The organism is Vulgatibacter sp. (assembly GCF_041687135.1).
GTDB lineage: Bacteria > Myxococcota > Myxococcia > Myxococcales > Vulgatibacteraceae > JAWLCN01.
Genome location: NZ_JAWLCN010000001.1, coordinates 79,838 through 98,564, shown reverse-complemented (window position 1 = coordinate 98,564; position 18,727 = coordinate 79,838). Strand labels below are relative to the sequence as shown.

17 protein-coding genes are annotated in these 18,727 nt (G+C 71.1%); 6 read left to right on the top strand and 11 right to left on the bottom strand.

Annotated elements, in window-relative coordinates:
• Positions 1–93: 93 nt before the first annotated feature.
• Genes ACESMR_RS00480 through ACESMR_RS00470 form a run of 3 tightly spaced genes read right to left on the bottom strand, consistent with a single transcriptional unit; the run spans position 94 to position 2,330 of the window.
• A complete protein-coding gene (locus ACESMR_RS00480) occupies positions 94–714 on the bottom strand; it encodes a HesB/IscA family protein (RefSeq protein WP_373044114.1) in 621 nt (206 codons plus the stop codon).
• Positions 715–716: 2 nt separating this feature from the next.
• A complete protein-coding gene (iscU, locus tag ACESMR_RS00475) occupies positions 717–1,100 on the bottom strand; it encodes a Fe-S cluster assembly scaffold IscU (RefSeq protein ID WP_373044113.1) in 384 nt (127 codons plus the stop codon).
• A gap of 18 nt (positions 1,101–1,118) precedes the next feature.
• Positions 1,119–2,330 (bottom strand): IscS subfamily cysteine desulfurase, encoded by a 1,212-nt coding sequence (locus ACESMR_RS00470; protein WP_373044111.1) that lies wholly within the window; start codon positions 2,328–2,330, stop codon positions 1,119–1,121.
• Positions 2,331–2,564: 234 nt separating this feature from the next.
• Here ACESMR_RS00470 and ACESMR_RS00465 point away from each other — a divergent pair, with 234 nt between their 5' ends.
• Positions 2,565–3,878 (top strand): protein-disulfide reductase DsbD family protein, encoded by a 1,314-nt coding sequence (locus ACESMR_RS00465; RefSeq protein WP_373044110.1) that lies wholly within the window; start codon positions 2,565–2,567, stop codon positions 3,876–3,878.
• Between the two features lie 2 nt (positions 3,879–3,880).
• Here ACESMR_RS00465 and ACESMR_RS00460 read toward each other — a convergent pair whose 3' ends face one another.
• From ACESMR_RS00460 to ACESMR_RS00430, 7 genes are all read right to left on the bottom strand, one after another.
• Positions 3,881–5,884: a protein kinase domain-containing protein gene (locus ACESMR_RS00460; RefSeq protein WP_373044108.1), complete on the bottom strand. Its 2,004-nt coding sequence runs from the start codon at positions 5,882–5,884 to the stop codon at positions 3,881–3,883.
• A 187-nt stretch (positions 5,885–6,071) separates the two neighbouring features.
• Positions 6,072–6,593 (bottom strand): hypothetical protein, encoded by a 522-nt coding sequence (locus tag ACESMR_RS00455; protein ID WP_373044107.1) that lies wholly within the window; start codon positions 6,591–6,593, stop codon positions 6,072–6,074.
• 117 nt (positions 6,594–6,710) lie between these two features.
• Positions 6,711–7,139 carry a hypothetical protein gene (locus tag ACESMR_RS00450; RefSeq protein WP_373044105.1) on the bottom strand — a complete coding sequence of 143 codons (429 nt, stop codon included), beginning with the start codon at positions 7,137–7,139 and terminating at the stop codon, positions 6,711–6,713.
• Positions 7,140–7,175: 36 nt separating this feature from the next.
• Positions 7,176–7,937 carry a TVP38/TMEM64 family protein gene (locus ACESMR_RS00445; RefSeq protein WP_373044104.1) on the bottom strand — a complete coding sequence of 254 codons (762 nt, stop codon included), beginning with the start codon at positions 7,935–7,937 and terminating at the stop codon, positions 7,176–7,178.
• 113 nt (positions 7,938–8,050) lie between these two features.
• The gene (locus ACESMR_RS00440; RefSeq protein ID WP_373044103.1) at positions 8,051–9,181 is read right to left on the bottom strand and encodes a hypothetical protein; all 1,131 of its coding nucleotides are present in this window, start codon (positions 9,179–9,181) and stop codon (positions 8,051–8,053) included.
• A gap of 118 nt (positions 9,182–9,299) precedes the next feature.
• Positions 9,300–10,856: a Kelch repeat-containing protein gene (locus ACESMR_RS00435; protein ID WP_373044101.1), complete on the bottom strand. Its 1,557-nt coding sequence runs from the start codon at positions 10,854–10,856 to the stop codon at positions 9,300–9,302.
• A 33-nt stretch (positions 10,857–10,889) separates the two neighbouring features.
• Positions 10,890–12,572: a PEGA domain-containing protein gene (locus ACESMR_RS00430; RefSeq protein WP_373044100.1), complete on the bottom strand. Its 1,683-nt coding sequence runs from the start codon at positions 12,570–12,572 to the stop codon at positions 10,890–10,892.
• A 190-nt stretch (positions 12,573–12,762) separates the two neighbouring features.
• On the opposite strand from ACESMR_RS00430, the gene ACESMR_RS00425 reads away from it, so the two are divergent.
• From ACESMR_RS00425 to ACESMR_RS00415, 3 genes are all read left to right on the top strand, one after another.
• Complete coding sequence (locus tag ACESMR_RS00425) at positions 12,763–14,292, top strand: sensor histidine kinase (protein WP_373044098.1); 1,530 nt, start codon at positions 12,763–12,765, stop codon at positions 14,290–14,292.
• On the top strand, positions 14,289–15,593 hold the full coding sequence (locus ACESMR_RS00420; RefSeq protein WP_373044097.1) for a M16 family metallopeptidase: 1,305 nt from the start codon (positions 14,289–14,291) through the stop codon (positions 15,591–15,593). Before ACESMR_RS00425 ends, ACESMR_RS00420 begins: the two co-directional genes overlap by 4 nt.
• A gap of 71 nt (positions 15,594–15,664) precedes the next feature.
• Entirely contained in the window at positions 15,665–15,976 is a 312-nt protein-coding gene (locus ACESMR_RS00415; protein ID WP_373044095.1) for a hypothetical protein, read from the top strand.
• 36 nt (positions 15,977–16,012) lie between these two features.
• On the opposite strand, the gene ACESMR_RS00410 is transcribed toward ACESMR_RS00415, so the two are convergent.
• Positions 16,013–16,900, bottom strand: coding sequence for a hypothetical protein (locus ACESMR_RS00410; protein ID WP_373044094.1), 888 nt, complete (start codon positions 16,898–16,900; stop codon positions 16,013–16,015).
• 120 nt (positions 16,901–17,020) lie between these two features.
• Here ACESMR_RS00410 and ACESMR_RS00405 point away from each other — a divergent pair, with 120 nt between their 5' ends.
• On the top strand, positions 17,021–17,887 hold the full coding sequence (locus ACESMR_RS00405; protein WP_373044092.1) for a hypothetical protein: 867 nt from the start codon (positions 17,021–17,023) through the stop codon (positions 17,885–17,887).
• A complete protein-coding gene (locus ACESMR_RS00400; RefSeq protein WP_373044091.1) occupies positions 17,884–18,666 on the top strand; it encodes a helix-turn-helix transcriptional regulator in 783 nt (260 codons plus the stop codon). The genes ACESMR_RS00405 and ACESMR_RS00400 overlap by 4 nt, the downstream gene beginning before the upstream one ends.
• Positions 18,667–18,727: the final 61 nt, after the last annotated feature.

Genomic DNA, 18,727 nt, shown 5'->3' with positions numbered 1-18,727 from the left:
CAGCGAAGCCGGCGTGACCCGGTGCGATCAAGCACCCGGTGCGCCGGCTCCCTTGCGAACGTCTGCCGTGGGCGACACCGCCCGGCGGCACGATCAGATCGTGAAGGACTCGCCGCAGCCGCAGGCCTTCTTCACGTTCGGGTTCTCGAGCTTGAAGCCCGACTCGAGCAGGCCCTGCTGGTAGGTGAGCTCGGTGCCGATCAGGAAGATGTAGCTCTTCGGATCGACGAAGATCTTCACGCCGTGCTCGGAGAAGACGCGGTCCTTCTCCTTCGCCTCGTCGGCGAACTCCATGTCGTACTGCAGGCCGGTGCAGCCGCCGCCACGGATGCGGATGCGGAGGCCGGCGTCGGGGGTGCCGCGGTCGGTCAGGATCTTGCGGATCCGCTCCGCGGCGCTCTCGGCGATCCGGATGCCCGCCTTGCGCGGCGCCGCCGCAGGGGCAGCAGCCGGCGCCGCGGGCTTGGCCGCACCACCGAGGCCGGTGAGGCCACCAGCTGCGCCCGACGAACCGAGGCCGGTGAGGCTGCTGCCCGCGCCCGAGGCGCCGAGGCCGCCGGCGCTCCTGGCGCCGAGGCCCGTGAGCCCACCGGCAGCGCCCTTGCTGCCGAGGCCGGTCAACCCAGGAGCCGGCGTGGTCGCCTGGCCCTCGGGCCGCGACTCGGTGCTCTTCGCGCCGAGCCCTACGAGCTTGCCGGTGTCCTGGTTTTCCATCTTCAGGCCTTCTTCTTGTTCTTGTAGTCGGTGATCGCCGCCTTGATCGCGTCCTCGGCGAGGACCGAGCAGTGGATCTTCACGGGCGGGAGCGAGAGCTCCTCGGCGATGTCCGAGTTCTTGATCGTCATCGCCTCGTCGACGCTCTTGCCCTTCACCCACTCGGTGACGAGCGAGGAGGAGGCGATCGCGGAGCCGCAACCGAAGGTCTTGAACTTTGCGTCCTCGATCACGCCGGCGTCGCTGATCCGGAGCTGCAGGCGCATCACGTCGCCGCAGGCGGGTGCACCGACGAGGCCGGTGCCGACGTTCGGATCTTCCTTGTCGAGGGTCCCGACGTTGCGGGGGTTTTCGTAGTGGTCGATGACCTTGTCGCTGTAGGCCATGTGTCACCCTTCCTTGAACTAGTGCGCCGTCCAGGCGATGGACTTGAGGTCGATGCCTTCCTTCGCCATCTCGTAGAGCGGCGACATCTCGCGAAGCTTGCTCACCTTCGCCACCACGAGCTCGGCAACGTAGTCGACCTCCTCCTCGGTGGTGAAGCGGCCGAGGCCGAAGCGGATCGAGGTGTGCGCCAGCTCCTCCTCGACGCCGCACGCGCGCAGCACGTGCGAGGGCTCGAGGGAGGCGGAGGTGCAGGCAGAGCCGGAGGAGACCGCCACGTCGCGCAGCGCCATCATCAGGCCCTCGCCCTCCACGTAGGCGAAGGAGAGGTTGAGGTTGTTGGGGAGCCGGTGCTCGCGGTGGCCGTTGAGGTAGACCATGTCGAGGCGCGAGGTGATCGACTGCTCCAGCTTGTCGCGGAGCTGGCGCATCTTCGCCGCCTCGGTGTCGCGCTCGGCCATCGCGATCTCGGCAGCGGCGCCGAAGCCGACGATGCCCGGCACGTTCAAGGTGCCGGAGCGCATGCCGCGCTCGTGGCCGCCGCCGTCGATGATCGCGGTGAGGCGGACGCGGGGACGGCGGCGCACCCAGAGGGCGCCCACGCCCTTGGGGCCGTAGACCTTGTGGCCCGAGATCGAGCAGAGGTCGACGTTGCACTCGTTCACGTCGAAGGGGATCCGGCCTGCGCCCTGCACCGCGTCGACGTGGAAGAAGACGCCCTTCGCCCGGGTGACCCGGCCGATCTCCTCGATCGGATGGATGGTGCCGATCTCGTTGTTGGCGAGCATCAGCGCCACGAGGATCGTCTTGTCGGTGATCGCCTCCGCGACCTGCTCGGCGGAGACGCGGCCGGTGGCGTCCGGGTCGAGGTAGGTCACCTCGTAGCCCTGGCGCTCGAGCCGCTTGCAGGTATCCAGCACCGCCTTGTGCTCGGTCTTGCACGTGACGATGTGGTTGCCCTTGTCCTTGTAGAAGTCGGCGATGCCCTTGATCGCCAGGTTGATCGACTCGGTGGCGCCGGAGGTCCAGACGATCTCCTTGCCGGTGCCGCCGATCAGCGCCGCCACCTGGTCCCGAGCCTTCTCCACCGCGGCCTCGGCTGCCCAGCCGAAGGGGTGGGAGCGGGACGCGGCGTTGCCGAAGTGCTCGGTCAGGTAGGGCATCATCGCCTCGAGCACGCGCGGGTCGAGCGGCGTCGTGGCGTGGTAGTCCATGTAGATCGGCTTCTTCATACCTGCCCCGTCTGGTGCTCGCTGGAACCGTTTCGGCTCGTCTCCGTGTCTTGCGACATGGATATCGACCGGCATTCCGAAAGTGGAGCGACCTTGTCGATTTTGCGGCCTTATAAAGACGATGCGCCCGCATCGTCAAGGGAATGCCCGTTGGCTCCCCGGGCTTACCCCGGTGCGCCGAATTGGCAGTTAGATACGTTCCGTAACGTCACCTTGTCAAGATGAAGAGCCAACATGCGGCCTACCTCGATTCTTCTGCTCGGCGCCGTTGCGGCGGCGGCGGCGGTCTACTTCCTGCCCGATCTGCTCGGGCAGGGACTCGTCTCCGGCACGGGGGGCGAGCTGGACCTCGCTGCAGGGGCAGGCGTTGGTGCCCTCGGCATGGCTTGGATGGGGGGCGTCCTCACCAGCCTGACCCCCTGCGTCTACCCGCTCATCCCCATCACCATGGGGGTGATCGGCGCCAGGGAGGCGAAGAGCCGCTGGAAGTCCCTCGGCCTCACCACCACCTACGTCCTCGGCATGGCGCTGATGTTCTCGGCCCTGGGCTTCGCCGCCGCCTCCTCGGGGCAGGCCTTTGGCACGGTCCTCGCCAACCGCTGGGTCCTGGCGGGCCTCGCCCTCTTCTTCCTGGTCATGGCGAGCTCGATGTTCGGCGCCTTCGAGATCGCCCTGCCCCAGTCGCTCGCCCGGCGGCTCAACCAGGTGGGCGGCGCTGGCGCCGGCGGGGCGCTGGCCATGGGCCTGGTCGCAGGCCTGGTGGCGGCGCCGTGCACCGGGCCCGTGCTCGCCTCGCTCCTCACCTTCGTGGCGTCCGCCGGTGAGCCGCTCTTCGGGGTGCTCCTCCTCTTCGTCTACGCGCTGGGCGTGGGCCTGCCCTTCTTCCTCATCGGCGCCTTCTCGCTCTCCCTGCCCAGGAGCGGCCCCTGGATGGACGGGGTGAAGAGCGTCTTCGGCATCGCCCTGGTGGCGATGGCGCTCCTCTACCTGAAGACGGCGTGGCCGGCGCTGGGCAGCGTCGCCGCGGGCAGCTGGGCCCTCGTCCTCGCCCCTGCCGGCGTCGCCGCCGGCGTGCTCCTCGGCGCGGTGCACCGCTCCTGGCACGGCGGCGCAGCGGAGCGGGGCCTGAAGGCGGCGGGGATCGGGCTCGCCGTGCTCGGCCTCTTCCTCCGGCTCGCGGCGCCTGCCCATGCAGGCGAGCTCGTCGCCTGGGTGAGCGATCACGACGCGGCGCTGGCCCGGGCGCAGGCGGAGGGCAAACCGGTGATGATCGACTTCTACGCGGACTGGTGCGCCGCCTGCAAAGAGCTCGACAAGTACACCTACACCGACGCGAAGGTCGCGGCGGAGGCCGAGCGCTTCGTCTCACTGAAGATCGACGGAACCGTAGAGGACGCTGCGATCCTGGAGCTCTACGAGCGCTACGCCGTGCAGGGGCTGCCGACGATCGTCTTCATCGGCTCCGACGGCAAGGTCCTCGAGAAGCCGCGGGTGACCGGCTTCGTCCAGGCCCCCGCCTTCCTCGAGCTGATGCAGCAGGTGCGCTGAGTTCAGCGCTTCGAGTCGTCGAGCTCCAGCTCCTCGCCGAAGTCCTCGTCGCCGAAGTCGATCTCGCGGCTCGCGTTGGCGCGCAGATCGTTGCGCGGCGCAGGCGCTGCCGGCTGCGCTGCCGGCTGCGCTGCAGGCGCCACCGGCATCATCCCCGGCACGACCGCCTGCGGCGTCGCCGCGCCGGGCACCGGCTGCGGCACCGGCACCGCCACGTAGATCGGCTGGCCGTCGGGGCCGATGCCGGTGGGCACGTAGGCGAGCAGGTAGCCCGGCGGTGCGGTGACGGCGCCCTGCGGCATCACCGCGCCACCGGGGGTCACGGGGGTGCCGGCAGGCACGGCGCCGGGCGCCGGCGTGATCATCCCCGGCAGCGTCGTCGTGCCGGCTGCGGGGGCGGCCGGCGGCATCGTCGGCACCCGCGCGATCATCGTCTCGGCGTCGGTCCGGCGCTGGATCGCCTCGAAGTCGATCACCCGGGTCGAGAGGAGCGAGAGCGGATCGCTGGCGTCGAGCTGCCGCCACTTGAGCTCGTCGCCCCTGCCGCCGAAGACCCGGGCGATGGCGCGGCGCAGGCCGAATTCGGTGCAGACGATCGGCCGGACCTTCATGCCGAGCCGGAAGCGGATCATGTCCAGCTTCTCGAGGTTCGCCGGATCGGTCATCGCCACGAAGGCGGTGCCGTCCCGCTCCGAGACCGGCAGCGCCAGCAGGCGCAGGGCGATCTCCTGGGGGAAGTTGGCGATCATCTCCGCGGAGGGCCGCGCCTCGAGCAGCTTCTCGTCGGTGATGAAGGGCACGCCCAGCTGCTTGGCGAGGACCTGCAGCACCGCACGGGCCGGCGCGTATTCGAGGCTCACCGCCCACTCGCCGAGCTTGCCACCCTCCTGCCGCTGCCTGGCGAGCAGGGTCTGGAGCTGCACCCCGGTGATCAGCCCCGCCTCGACCAGCATCTCGCCGAGGCGCCGCCGCTGGCTGCGCGGGGCAACGCCGAAGTCCTCTGCTCGGGGCCGCTGCTGCGGCGGAGGCGGCGGTGGCTGCTGGGTGCTGCGGTCGTCCTGCAGCGGCACACCGCCGGAGAGATCCTGGTCGAGCTTCGCCCTGCCGGGAAAGAGGCTCGCCATGCGGGCGGCGAGCTGCTCGCGGCCCACGCGCCAGCGCCGATCCTCGAGGATGGTGCGGAGGTCGCTGGCGAAGTGGCTCGCGTGCCGGTAGCGCATCGCCGGATCGCGGGCGAGGGCCCGGCGCAGGATCGGAAGGAGCTCCTCCGGCGCGCCTGCGGGAAGGTCGAGCTGGTTCTCGTCGTGGGCGGCGATCATCGCGAGCGTGCGGCCCGCGTTGCTGCCGGTGGCGAAGAGCGGCCTGCCGGCGAGGAGCTCGAAGAGCAGGACGCCGGTGAGGAAGATGTCGCTGGCGTGCTGCGCCGGCGCGCCGCTGAGCAGCTCCGGCGCGAGGTAGCCGAGCTTGCCCTTGAGCAGGTTGCCCTGGGTCGACTGCCTGCCGTCCGCGGCCTTCGCAACGCCGAAGTCGGCGAGCTTCACCTCGCCGGCCATGGAGATCATCACGTTGGACGGGTTGACGTCGCGGTGGACCACGTGGAGCGGCTGGCCGTTGGGGCCCGCGGTCTCGTCGGCGTAGGCGAGCGCCTCCGCCACGCAGGCGACCACGTGGATCACCTCGGGCGGCTGCAGGGGCGCACCGGCCTGCGAGGCGACGTTGAGGATCTTGCGGAGGTCCTCGCCGTCGACCAGCTCCATCACCAGGTAGGGAGCGCCGGCGGTGGTGCCGAGATCGAGGACCTGCACCACGTTCGGATGGACGAGGTGGACGCAGAGGCGGGCTTCCGCGAGGAACGCTGCGGCGCTCGCGGGGTCTGCCGCCAGCGAGGGCAGCATCCGCTTGATCGCCACGGGCTTTTCGAAGCCGCCGGCGCCGACGAGCTTGCCGAGGTAGACCTCGGCCATGCCGCCTGTCGCGAGCCTGCGGATGATTCGATAGTGGCCCACCGCCACGCCCCCAGAGGCAAAGGAGAATCGACGCGAAAAAGCCCCGCCCCCGTGGCTTTTTCGTTTGGATGCACTCTAACAGAAAGCCCTCCTCACCCCCAGTGGAGAAGGGTGAGGCGACATCCCCATACCGTGTATCAACCCGCCGGACCACGATCGCAGTCCGGCGGGCGATGGGCCCAGGCGATCAGCCGAGGGAGCCGGCGACCGCCTTGCGGGCCTTCTCCTTCTGCTCCGCGGGCATCTTCGGGTTGAGCTCGATGACGAAGCGGCCGTCCCGGTAGAAGTCGGCCTTGAACTGCTCCCACATGCCGCCGAGGAACTTCTGGTAGGCGTCCATGCAGGCGGTGGCCGCAGCCTCGTCGGCGTAGGTCCCGACGATGACGTACATCTCCTCGCCCTCGAGGTTGTAGCGGCGGCGCTCGGTGGGGCTGCACTCCGGCCGGTTGCCGAGCCGGGTGGGGAGCGTCTCGTCGCCCTTCGGCCCGAGGCCCGCGTCGCCCAGCGCCTTGGTGACGCGCTCGATCCGCATCTCCTTCTCGGAGGGCTCCTGCTTCTCCTCCGCTGCCTGGCCCTGCTGCTGCTGCTGCTGGCCTGCTGCGGGGGCGCCGGCTGCAGGGGCCTCCTTCGCGCCTTCCGGCTTCTCCTCCTTCTTGGAGCAACCGAAAGCCGCGAGGGCGAGGACGAGAATCGCGAGGCTCTTGCGCATGCTGTTTTTCCTCCAGAAAACCGCCTGGACGGGCCGGTTTCGACCAATCCGCGGAGTCCTATCACGCAGAGGAACGGACGCAAGAAGCCGGTCGCGATTCAGCTTCGGGCAGGCGCGCTACAGATAGAAGCGATCGGTGACACCTGCGGTGAGGGAGAGGATCGCCGTCCACCCCACCACCTGATCGACCTTGTCGGCGATCTCGTCGGGCCTGCGGCCGAGCAACCCGGCGGAGGCGGAGCAGGCGTAGACGGTGCACTTCCCCGTTTCCCGGGCCACTCCGAGCAGCGCCCCTGCGGTGGGATAGCCGCTCTCGAAGGCATCCTCCGCCGCCTCGAGGGTCTCGGGGGGAGCCAGCCCCTCGCGGAAGGCGGGCTCGTCCAGGCCGCCGCGGAGGAGCTGGTCGAGGGCCCACCAGAAGAAGAAGAGCTGCACGTCGCGGCCCGAGGCGGTGGCTGCAGCCGCGATCGAGCAGGCCTGGTGCAGCCGGTCGTAGTCCCCGCTGTGGAGGAAGAGCGCAATGCGCTTGCGCGGATCGACTTCCATGGTGGCGCGCAATCTACGCCGCCGGCGGCCGCAGCGCTACGCGCGCGAGTAGCCCCGGGCCTCGCTCGGCCTGGGGGCCGAGAGCCGCGGGAACCAGATCTTCGCGAGCACGAGGGCCAACACGGTGAGACCCACCACCGCCCCGCCGCCGATCCACCACGGCGCGGCGGAGGGCTCGGCCACGTTGGCACCGAGGACCACCATCGCGACGGTGCCGGGGAAGGTTCCCGCCGCCGTGGCTGCGAGCACGGTGCGGCTGCGCACGCCGGTGCTCGCCGCGACGGCGATCACGAGATCGGTGGGAAAGACGAAGCCCAGGGTGGCGACGAAGACGAAGGCGAAGCCGCGCACCTGCGCCGCGCCTGCGAGCTTGTCGAATTTGTCGCCGGCCAGGTCGCGGACGGCACCGCTGCCGAAGACCCTGGCGAGGCCGAAGACGATCGCCGTGGAGAGGAGCGCGCCGAAGAGCGCCAGCGCCGTTCCCCAATACGGCCCCCAGACCATGCCGGCAGCCACCGCGAAGAGGGAACCGGAGATCACCACGAAGAGGGGCCGCACCGCTGCTGCAGCCAGGAAGGCGACGAGGCCGATGCCGCCCAGGGCGAGGACCTCCCGCTGGATCCGCTCGGCGGTGATCTCGTCGCCCGCATCGTAGAGGAGGACGACGGAGAGCCCGAGGGCGAAGGGGGCGAGGAGCGCAAGGAGGTTGCGCCAACTGCGCGGGGAGACGTGGCGGAGCCGCTGGCGGATTCGGTCGATCACGAAATCGAAGGTGGCAATCGCCGGGGGCTCCTGCATGGGCGGCCCTCGCCCCCTGGGGAGCCGGCACGTCGCCTGGCCAGCAGCACCAACGGAAAACGGCCGCCTCCCCGGCAGGGAAGCGGCCGTTCTCGCGAGGCAAAGAGCGCGGATCAGTCCTGCTTGTCGGAAGCTGCCGCCACCGGCTCGGCTGCGCCCTCGTTGGGCTCGCCGGCAGCCGGCAGCTGCTGCCGCTGCTCGCTCTCCGCAGGCGCTGCGGGCACGGCCTCCGGTGCGGGGGCCGCCTCCGGGGCGACCGCCACCGGCGCCGGCTCTGCTGCAGGCGTCACCTCGGCGGCGGGAGCCACCGCCGGGGCGATCTCCGCTGCGGCGCTGGCAGGTGCCGCCTCGGTCGCGCCGGGGGCTGCGGCCTCGGCGCCGCGGCCACCACGGCCGCCGCGCTCGCCACGAACACCGCCCCTGCGCCCTGCACCACCACCCTGGAGGGGGGCGTTGAGGTCCTTGCTGGTCCGGCCCTTCCAGCCGATCCCCTCGAGCTCGCGCCAAAGCTCGTTCCAGCGCTGCTCGAGCGTGCCGTACTTCGCCTTCCAGAGCTCCGCCTCGCCCTTGGTGACGAGGTAGACGCGGTTGTTCGCCTCGGCGCGGCCGCGGGCCCGCTTCACCTCCTCGCGGGCCTCCTCCGCCTGCTTGCGGGCCTCGTTGGCCTGCCGCTCCGCGTTGGCGCGGCGGCGCTCCGCGTCGCGGGCCTGCTCCTTGTGGCTCTCCAACTCGCGGCCCATCTGCTCGAGCCGCTCGTCCACCGGCACCGGCACGGGGGGCGCCACCACCACCGGCGCAGGCGCGGCCACCGGCATCGTCCCCTCGGTCGCCTCCTCGCGGCGGCGGCCACGGGGCTTCTCGGCCTCCTCGCGGATGCGGCGGAGCTCGTCGGTCATGCCGACCTGCTCCTCGCGCATCATCGCGATCTGCCGCTCGAGCAGCTGCATCTCCTCGGCGCGGGCGTGGGCGAGCTCCTTGGCGCGCTTCTCCGCCTCCTGGCTCTCGTGGAGCCGGCGCTTGGCGTCGTTGAGCCTGGTCCGGGCGGATGCCAGTTCCTCGCCGCGGCCCTTCTTGTCCTCGGCGCGGCGCTCCGCTTCCTTGCGGGCGGAGGCTGCCTCGGCCCTGGCGCTCTCGAGGCCCTGGCGGACCTGCGAAAGCTCCTCGGCGAGCTTGTTGCGGGAGAGGAAGGCGAAGAGGGCGGCGGCCCCGAGGATCGCCGCGATCACGAATCCGATTGCGTCCATCGTACCCTGGGCGGGCTTGCGAGGCCCGCGGCTGTAGGAACGACGCGGCTCCGCGCAGGGCGGAGCCGCATCGAAACCGCATTTCGTGCGGCTGTTGTAGGTCCGGTCCGCTCGAAGGCTAGAGCTTGCGGATGGTGTAGATCTCTGCGGTGGAGGTCGCGTTCGCACCGGAGGCGACGCCGCCGGTGACCAGGATGCGGCCGTCGCCGAGGTTGGTGCAGCTGCCGAAGGCCCGGTTCGCGCTCATCCTGCTGTTGAGCTCGGAGTCGCCGACGGGGCTGCGCTCGATCATCTTCTTCTCGTCGTTCCAGGCGATGACCTCGGCTGCGTCGAGGGCGACGCCCTGGCCGCTGAGGCCACCGATCGCGAGGATCCGGTTGTCGTCGATCGAAGCGACGCAGGGAGCCGAACGGGTCGCCTTGGTCTCGATCACGTCGTCGTCCGGCGTGGTCCGCTTCGAGGCCGACATCCACTGTGCAGCGTTGGTGGCGCCTTGAATCCGCTTGCCGACCGGGTCGTACTCCGTAGCGCCGCCCACGAGCACCATGCCGCCCTTGACGATCCCCGCGCCAGCCTGGAGCACCGGGTTGACCGCGAAGACGTCGGCATTCGCACCCGGCACGTAGGTGAACCCGCCGGTGGTCGCCTCCTTGAAGTAGACGGTCTTGCGGGCCAGGGTGCCGCCCACGTGGACACCACCTGCCACCATCACGGTGGAGTCGTTGATCATGGCGGCGGCGTGGTAGGCGCGACCAGCGCCCAGGGTCTCGTTCACCCCGTTCATCACCGGCCCGGGGGCGAAGGTGTTGGTCGCCGGGTCGAAGATCTCGGTGGAGTCGAGGATGTTGCCCTCGGCGTCGACGCCGCCGATCACCAGGACCTTGCCGCCCTTGAAGGCGTGCACGGTGTGGCCCCGGCGGGCGGTGCCCATTTCCAGCGCGGTCCACTTGTCGGCGCCCGGCTCGTAGATCATCGCCGTCTTCACCGGCGCCACGGTCTCCCCGCGGAGCGCTTCACCGCCGGCGAGGAGGATGCGGCCGTCTTTGAGGCGGACGCCCTGGCCGTGGCCCACGTCGAAGCAGGTGCTGCCGTCGCAGGGCGCCTTCGTCGGCACGAAGGTGCCGATCGAGGCGTCGTAGATCTCGGCAGTGGCGACGAAGTCGCTGCCGAGGCCGCTGCCCTCGAGCTTCTTGAAGCCACCGACGAGGAGGACCTTGCCGTCGCCCATCGCCACGGCGGTGTGGCCGGCGCGCTGGCTGGTCATCTCGACGCAGGCGTTGGAGACGTCGGCGGCGCCGGCGAACCGGTTCACCGCCTGCACCATCACGGTGACCTCGGCCTTCTCCGACTCGGTGAGCTCGAAGGGCTGCGACTTGCCGTAGGCCACCAGCTTGCCGTTGGCCTTGGCCTCCACCGTCACCACGCGGTTGGAGCCGAAGGGAACCTCCGGGATCTCCGCGCTGCGCGCACTGGCGGAGACCGTCTCCTCGACCGCCTTCATGCCGTCGCCGGTGACCCGGATCGTCAGCATGGAGGAGCGCGGAATGAAGTCGACTTCGTCCGTGCAATCCATGTGGAGCAGGTTGAGGTCGAAGGTACCGCCATCCCCGCCACAAGCGGAGAGGGCCAGCGGCGCGGCGAGGGCCACGCCGAGAAAGCGCTTGTTCAGAAGCATCTCGTTAAATCCCGTCGCTCGAGGACCGACCAATTACCAGCGGACCGAACCGGTGGCGCTGTCCGCGCCGCTGCCTGCTGCAGCGACACCGATGCCCACCGCGCCCGCGGCGAGAACGCCGGCGCCGGCCCAGAACCACCACTGCGAGAGGAGCCCGCCCTCTTCCTTCTTCTCGAAGGCGGTCTCGTCGTCGATGCTCGTGCCCGCCGAGTACGAATACTTCGGCTTCTCCGGCGCGGTCTGCTTCGGGGCGAAGTCGGCGTCGTTCTTGAAGACCAGGCCGGTGTCGGTGGTCGTCGTCACCGGCTTCGCCACCGGTGCCGGCGCACCGGCGGGGGTGCGGCTGGTCCTGGCGGGCGTCGCCGTGGTGCCGGCAGCGGGGGCCGCGGCCTGCGGGGCGAGGCCACCACCGGCGGGACGCTTGGTGATCGGGCGGCGATCCTTCGAGACCGGCTGCTTGTTGGTCGAGGCGGGCTGTACCTCGCCATCCTCGCCGGCCCTGGTCGAACCGGCGACGCCTGCGGCGAAGAGACCCGAGAAGTCGACCTCGTTGATCTTCTCCTCGCCGGGCCTGGCGTCGGAGGCGATCGCCTTGGGGAGCTTCAGCGGGCTCTGCGCCGGGCCGAGCTTGGCGACGATCTCGGTGGCGACCTTGTTGATCTCGATGGTGGCGCCGAGCATGTCGCGGTCGAGGGTGATCCGCTGCAGCTCGGTGAAGCCCGAATCACCGGCACCGTAGAGGTAGGTGACGATGCCCATGTTCGCGCCCTGGGCGTAGGCGGCGCCGAGCACCGCCTGCTGGGCGCCGTGCTTCTTCACCAGGGCGGCGAGCTGCTTCTTCGCCGCGTCGGTGAGCTCGTTCTTCGCCAGCAGGGTGACGAGGGAGCCGACCGGGCCCTCGGCGCGCTTGCCGTCGTCGGGGGTGATGCGGAAGAGCTCGCCCTTCTCGATCTCGATCACCTGCACGTAGGGATCGGCGCCGGGCGGCTTGATCTTCACGTAGTGGGTGCCGGGCACGATGCCCGAGACGAGCACCGGCGAGTACTCGGCCTCGCGCTCGTCGATCCAGATCTTCGCGCCGGGGGGCGTGGTGTCGATGCGGAGCTGGCCGTAGCCCGCCTGCTGCATCTCGCCGCGGACCTTCTCGACCGCGTCGATGAAGACCTGCTGGAAGTCACGGCCCGCCTCGAGCTGCACGCCCGGGGAGAGACGGAGCGCCGCCGGGATCGGCCCCTTGGCAGCCTGGTCCTCGCGGCCCATCAGGAAGAGGGCGACCGCCTTCTTCAGGTGGGCGTCGACGAGGGGCGCCACGTCGAGCATCGCGGGGCCGTTGGCCTCCATGCCCTTGATCGCAGCCTCGAAGGCGTCGAGGGCGGGCTTCACCTTGCGCTTGGCGAGGAGCTTGTTGCCCCGCTCCCAGTCGGCGCGGGCAGCCTCCACGGCGGCGATCTGCTCGGCGGTCGCGGCGGCGGCGGCCTTCGACTCGCCCTCGCCCGCCAGCTGGACGATCTCGACGGCGTCCGTATTGGCCAGGCCGTCCTCCATCGTCTCGGCGATCTGCGCGCCCGTCGCCCGCGGGATGCTGTCGTAGAGCGGGGCGTAGGGGACGACGAGGACCTTGACCTTCTCCGCCGATGCGGCGATGGGGCCGCACAGAACCGCCACTACGGCGGTTGCCGTGGCGGCGAACCTGGCGAGATTGCAGCTCGGGCTCACCGTTTTTCGCTCCTTACCCGCCCGAAGGGCCGGTTTTTTCGCGTACTTGGAAAGCCGGGAGCATAGAACCCGGCCGAAGCCCAAGTCAAACGGAGCGTGGTCGAAAGGCACACTCCCTCCCTCCTTTTTGCCGCAGCGCCTTCCTCTCTGCTATCTGGCGAGATTTCCTCCTTCCGGTTGTTCCACGTCCGTGCGCCTGTCCATCGCCACCCGCATCTTCCTCGGCTTCGCTGCCGTCCTCTGCGTCTTCGGCGCGGTGAGCTCCTTCGCCGTCTGGCGGATGCACGCCATCGGCGAGGAGATCCGCCTGGTCTCCGAGGGCTACCTGCCCCTGACCAAGGTCGCGGCGCAGCTCGAGACCTTCCACAAGAACAAGCAGCGGGATACGGACCGGCTCCTCGAGGAGAAGGACCCGCGGACCCAGCGGATCCTGATCAAGCTCGCCCGCCTCTACTTCCCCCGCATCGTCCGGGAGAAGCTCGGGCAGGGGCAGCTGCTGGTGACGGAGACGCGGCGGCTCGCCGGGGACGGGGAGCAGCTCTTCCTCGACCAGATCGAGAAGCAGCTCACCGAGCTCGGCGCCGAGTACGACCGCTACGACGCCAACGCCGACGCGCTCTTCGCCGGGCTCGAGCAGGCGGACGGCGCCGCCGATCCGGCGCTGGAGGAGCGCGGCCGGGAGCTGAAGCGGATCGAGCGGCGGATCGACCGCTCGCTCAAACTCCTGAGCCATGCCCTGGAGGGACGGATCCAGGAGCGGGTCCGGGAGGCGCAGGCGCAGGAGCGCAGCTCCTCCTGGGCGATCGTCGGCTTCTCGATCGGCGCCATCGTCCTCGGCATCGCCGCCACCATCCTCTCCCAGCGACTCCTCGCGCCGATCCGCCCCCTCACCGAGGCGGCGGTGCGCATCGGCCGCGGCGACTACTCCGCCGAGGTCCCGACCTCCGTCGCCAACGAGGTGGGGGTCCTCGCCCGCGAGTTCAACCAGATGGCCGCCTCGCTGCGGGCCCGCGAGCGGGAGCTGCAGGAGAAGCAGGAGGCGCTGGTCCGGGCGGAGAAGCTCGCCACCGTGGGCAGGATGGCGGCGCAGATCACCCACGAGATCCGCAACCCCCTCTCCTCGATCGGCCTCAACACCGAGCTCCTCGCCGAGGAGATCGGCTCGCAGGACGAGGCGGAGGCGCGGCGGCTCTGCTCGGCGATCGCCCGCGAGGTGGACCGGCTCACCGAGATCACCGAGGAATACCTCCATTTCGCCAGGCTGCCGAAGCCGCAGCGCGCCGCCGAGAACGTGGGCGAGCTGGTCCGGGACCTCGTGGCCTTCGTCAAGCCGGAGCTCGAGGCGGCGGGGATCGGGGTCGAGCTCGACCTGCCCGGGGATCTCGAGGCCTCCCTCGACGAGAACCAGATCCGGCAGGCGCTCCTCAACCTCGTGCGCAACGCCCGCGAGGCGATGCCCGGCGGCGGGACCCTGCGCTTCGCGGCGCAGCCCGCTGGCGGCGGGGTCGAGCTCCGCGTCAGCGACACCGGAATGGGGATGCGTGCGGAAGACGTGGCCCGTATCTTCGACCCGTTCTACACCACCAAAGAGAGGGGCACGGGCCTCGGCCTCTCCCTCACCCAGCAGATCGTCGCCCAGCACGGAGGGACCCTGCGCTGCGAGAGCGCGTTGCAGCAGGGGACGACCTTCACCCTCCACTTCCCGGGAGCCAGCGTTTGATCGCCGATCGGATCCAGCACCACAACGACGTCCTCGAAAACGGCCTCCGCGTCGTCACCGTGGAGACGCCGCACCTGCACTCGGCGATGCTCGCCATCTACGTCCGGTCCGGCTCGCGGCACGAGCGCCCGGAGATCATGGGCGTCTCCCACTTCCTCGAGCACATGTTCTTCCGTGGCTCGGAGAAGTTCCGCGACACCGTGGACATGAACGCCCGGGTCGAGGCGGTGGGCGGGAACCTGAACGGCGTCACCACCCGCGATCACGGCTACTACTACACGCCGCTCCACCCCTCGAAGCTCGAGGTGGCCTTCGAGGTCCTGGGCGACATGCTCACCAGGCCGCTGCTGGTGGAGATCGAGACCGAGCGGCAGATCATCCTCGAGGAGATGCTCGACGAGGTCGACGACACCGGCCGCGACATCGATCTCGACAACCTCTCGAAGGCGGTGCTCTTCGCGGGCAACGGCCTCTCCCACAAGATCGCCGGCACGCCGAAGACGGTGAGGCGGATCCAGCTCGCGGATCTCGAGGAGCACCACCGCCGGATGTACACCACCGGCAACATGGTGGTGGCGGTGGCGGGGCCGGTGAAGCGAGAGCAGGTGCTCGAGCTGGCCGGCCGCACCCTCGGCATGCTGCCCCGCGGCGAGGCGGCCTCGGAGATCGCCCCCGCCCCGCCGCCGCCGGGCCCCACCGTCCACCTCGTAGAGCACGAGGATTCCCAGCAGACCGAGCTGCGGCTCAACTTCATCGGGCCCCCGGAGCACCACGAGGATTTCCCCGCGCTGATCATCGCGCGGCGCGTCCTCGACGACGGCCTCTCCTCGCGCCTTCCCTTCCAGGTGGTGGAGAAGCGCGGCCTCGCCTACGCCCTGCACGCCGGCATGGACACCTTCGCCGACGTCGGCATCTTCGAGATCGAGGCGGCGTGCGCCCACGCCAAGGTGCCGAAGGTCCTCACCGCCATCGCCGAGGTCCTCGGGGGTCTCGCCGATCAGGGTCCCACCGCCGAGGAGCTCGAGCGGGCGAAGCTGCGCCACCGGATGGGGCTCGAATTCGCCCTCGACTCGGTCTCGGAGCTCGCCGGCTGGTTCGGCGGCACCGAGCTCTGGCGCCCGGCGGAGACCTTCGAGGCCCGCGCCGCGCGGGTGGAGGCGGTGACCATCGAGGACGTGCGGCGGGTCTGCACCAGGGTGCTCTCCCGGCAGAACCTCCACCTCGTCGCGGTGGGCCGCGGCGGCGGCAGGGCCGAGACCCGGCTCAAGCGCCTCGCCTCCGAGCTTCCGCTCCCGCGGTAGGCGTTCCCGGGAACGGCAGGGCGGGCCCGGCCGTTTCCACCGGGTCACCTGCCGCTTAAGATGGAAGGGCGATGCACTCGTTCGTCTACCGACTCGTGGAACGCCTCACCGCCGACGGCCCCCGCCTCTCGCGGAACCGGCACTTCCACACCTTCGTCACGCCGGAGGGCAAGCAGGCCCTCCGGATCGCGAGGCATCTGCGCTCGGTGGCGACCGACATCGCCGCGGCGCGGCGGGCGCCCCATTTCGCGCGGGAGTCGGGCAGGGTTCGGGTCGAGATCGCGATGGCTGGCGGGGTCCGGACCGCCTGGCTCGACGCCGACGAATTCGAGATCTTGCGCCGCATGCCCGTGGTGCGCGCAGCGCTCGGCGACGAAGCCTGAAGCGCGCCGCGCGATCGATCGGCAGCCGCCGCCACATCAGCCCGCCCTCGTGACCAGATGGGCCGCGGCGCACGGACAACCGTGCTCCCGGAGCAGCCGCAGCACCAGCCCGTCGAAGGCGGGCCCCGGCGGCGCGAGGCTGTCGTCGCCGCTGTCGCTGACGAGGGCGACGGTCCACGGCGCCTCGGGCTGCAGCAGCACCGTGAAGGTGCGATCCTCGCGCTCGCCCCGATCGTCCACGGGCCAGGTGGGGTAGCGGCTCGGGCCATTGGTTCGGTCGAGACGGACGAGGCGGCTCCAGCCCACGTGCTCGAGGGCGCCCCGCACCCCGTCCGCCAGCGCGAGGATCACCGGCCTGCGCCGCTCGCAGGGGTGGAGCCGGGAGAGCCGCGAGCGCGCGCCGATGGCCACCGCCCTGCGGAAGACCTCCTCCCGGAGCCACTGCACCGCAGCAGGCCCCACCTGCCGATCGTGGAGGAGCAGGCGGCCGAAGCGGACCGAATGCCAGGGCACGAGATCCATCCCGACGATCGATTCGACCACCGGCGGCAGGCCGGTGAGGCGCGCCGGCCAGGCGGCGCGCTCGGCCCACCAGGCCTTCGTCTCCCGGGGAAGCTCCCACTTCGCCGCCACCGCCGACCAGCCACGCCGCCGCACCCGCTCCACCAGCTCGCCCCCCGGGTGCAGCTGCGCCGGCAGGGAGACCCCGGGGTTGAGCCCGAGGATCACCGCAGCCAGATCGGCTGCCCGGGGATCGCCCACCCACGGCTCCGGCAGCGCCCGCCGATCGAGGGAACAAGCGGGCAGGCCCCCGTCGTACCAGGCGTCGAGCACCGGTCGTGTACCGATCTCGGCCCGCTCCGGCGGCAGGCCCCGATCCAGCTCCTCGATCCACCGGCGAATGCGTGCGTCCCAGATCTCCATCGGCCACCTCGCTGCTGCGTCGGTGGTACTGCGGCGCCCTGCACAGGGGAGCCTCTCCTCTCCATTTGGATAGGTTTTCCCTGCTCGCCTTGCGGCCGGCGCTGCTACCCTCGCGGGCCGATGTCTGCGAACGAAGAGAGCCTGGGGCGCTGGATTGGAGCGTGGGACGAACGGATCGCCGCGTGGGTACGGGCCATGGACGAGGGGATCGATCCCGCCGCCTGCGACCTCGGCCTCGCTGCGGTGCGGGACCCCTGGCTCGCCGCCAATCGGCAGATCGCTGCGGACGAGGTCTACCGGGCGCTGCCCGAGCCCTACGCCGGCGACCCACTGGCAGAGGGGCTGCAGGGCGTCGGCATCTACCACAACCCGGGTGGCGCGCTGGCGGTGCAGCTCCACCCCCGTGGCCCGCTGGTCCAGTCGATCCGCGAGGGGACGCCCTTCTCCGCCCTCGCCCGGCACTGGCAGCTCGCGCAGGCGACCACGCAGTGGTGGCTGCGCACCGCCGAGTGGTTCGCGCGGGTCTGCGGCGCGCCGCTCTCCCGGCGGACGCCCGCGATCCTGGGCCTCGACCTGGTGCCCTGGCACAGCACCGAGCGCGGCCCGCTGGAGCCTGGCGCGGCCCTCGGCGAGCACCTCCGCCGCGAGCTCCTCCTCCCCGCCCGTGAGGCTGCTGCCCGCGCCCTCTTCCGCACCGCCGCAGGCGAGCCGCTGGTTCTCGCCAGCCACGAGTGGGTGAACGGCGTGCTCCGGGGGATCGGCGCCCGGCGGCTGGCCACGGTGGACGAGGCGAGCTGGGACGAGTCGGTCGCCCCCTGGCCCAGGAGCTTCCGCGGCCTGCCCACGCAGCGGACCTTCGAGCGGCTGGTGATCGACCTGCCCGGCGGCGACCTCCACCTCCTCACCACCTGGGCCCCCGGAAGCAATTTCCCACCGGGGAAGAATTTCGATCCGATGATCCGCTGGCTCTGCGGAGAGGCGGCGTGAGCCTGCTCGATCGCACCCTGGCGGCGCTGCGGCAGGCGATCGACGCGCCGCTGCTCCTGGTCGACGGCGCCGCCGCCTTCCTCGGGCCGGCGAGCAGCAGGGCAGCGGGCCTGCGCTGGGAGGAGGTCGCGCGCCGGCTTCTGCGGGAGGAGGCGGGGCTGCGGGTCGAAGGCGGCCCCGGCTTCTTCGCGGTGATCGACGGATCGCCGCTGCCGGATGGGCTCGCGCCGCTCCTGGCGGCGGCCCGTCCCTGCTCAGCGGGGCACGTGGCCCTCGCCGCAGCGCTGGGGGATGCGGCGGCGCCCTGGGCGCTCTTCGAGGGCGGCCGCCTCGCCTGGGCGACGCCGGGCCTCTGGCTCTGCCTCGGAATCGGCGACGGCGCCAGGCTGGGCAGCCTCTTCGTCCACCCCGATGCGCCGTCGCGGGCGGCGGATCTCGAGCGGGCGGTGGCGGGCGGTGCGCTGCCCTTCGGCACGGAGATCGTCCAGCTGCCCGATGGCTGCAGCGTCTTGCGCCCCAGGGACCTCGCCGCCTCGCTGGCGGAGGCGCGGGTCGAGCGGTTGGCTGCGAGCTGGGGCCTCACGCCGGCGGAGCGGCGGGAGCTCGAGCACCTGCGCCACGGCCGCACGAGCAAGGAGGCGGCGACCCTCGAAGGGATCTCCCCCGAGACGAACCGGCAGCGGCGGCGGCAGATCTTCGCCAAGGCGCGGGTCTCGAGCGCAGGCGCGCTCCGTGCGGCGTTGGAGGGGCTCCCCCACGCAGGCAGGCGAGGCGCCTGACGCTCCGCCCTCCCCGGGCCCCTTGTCCCATGGGGTGAGCGTCGCGACTATGGCGGGAGCA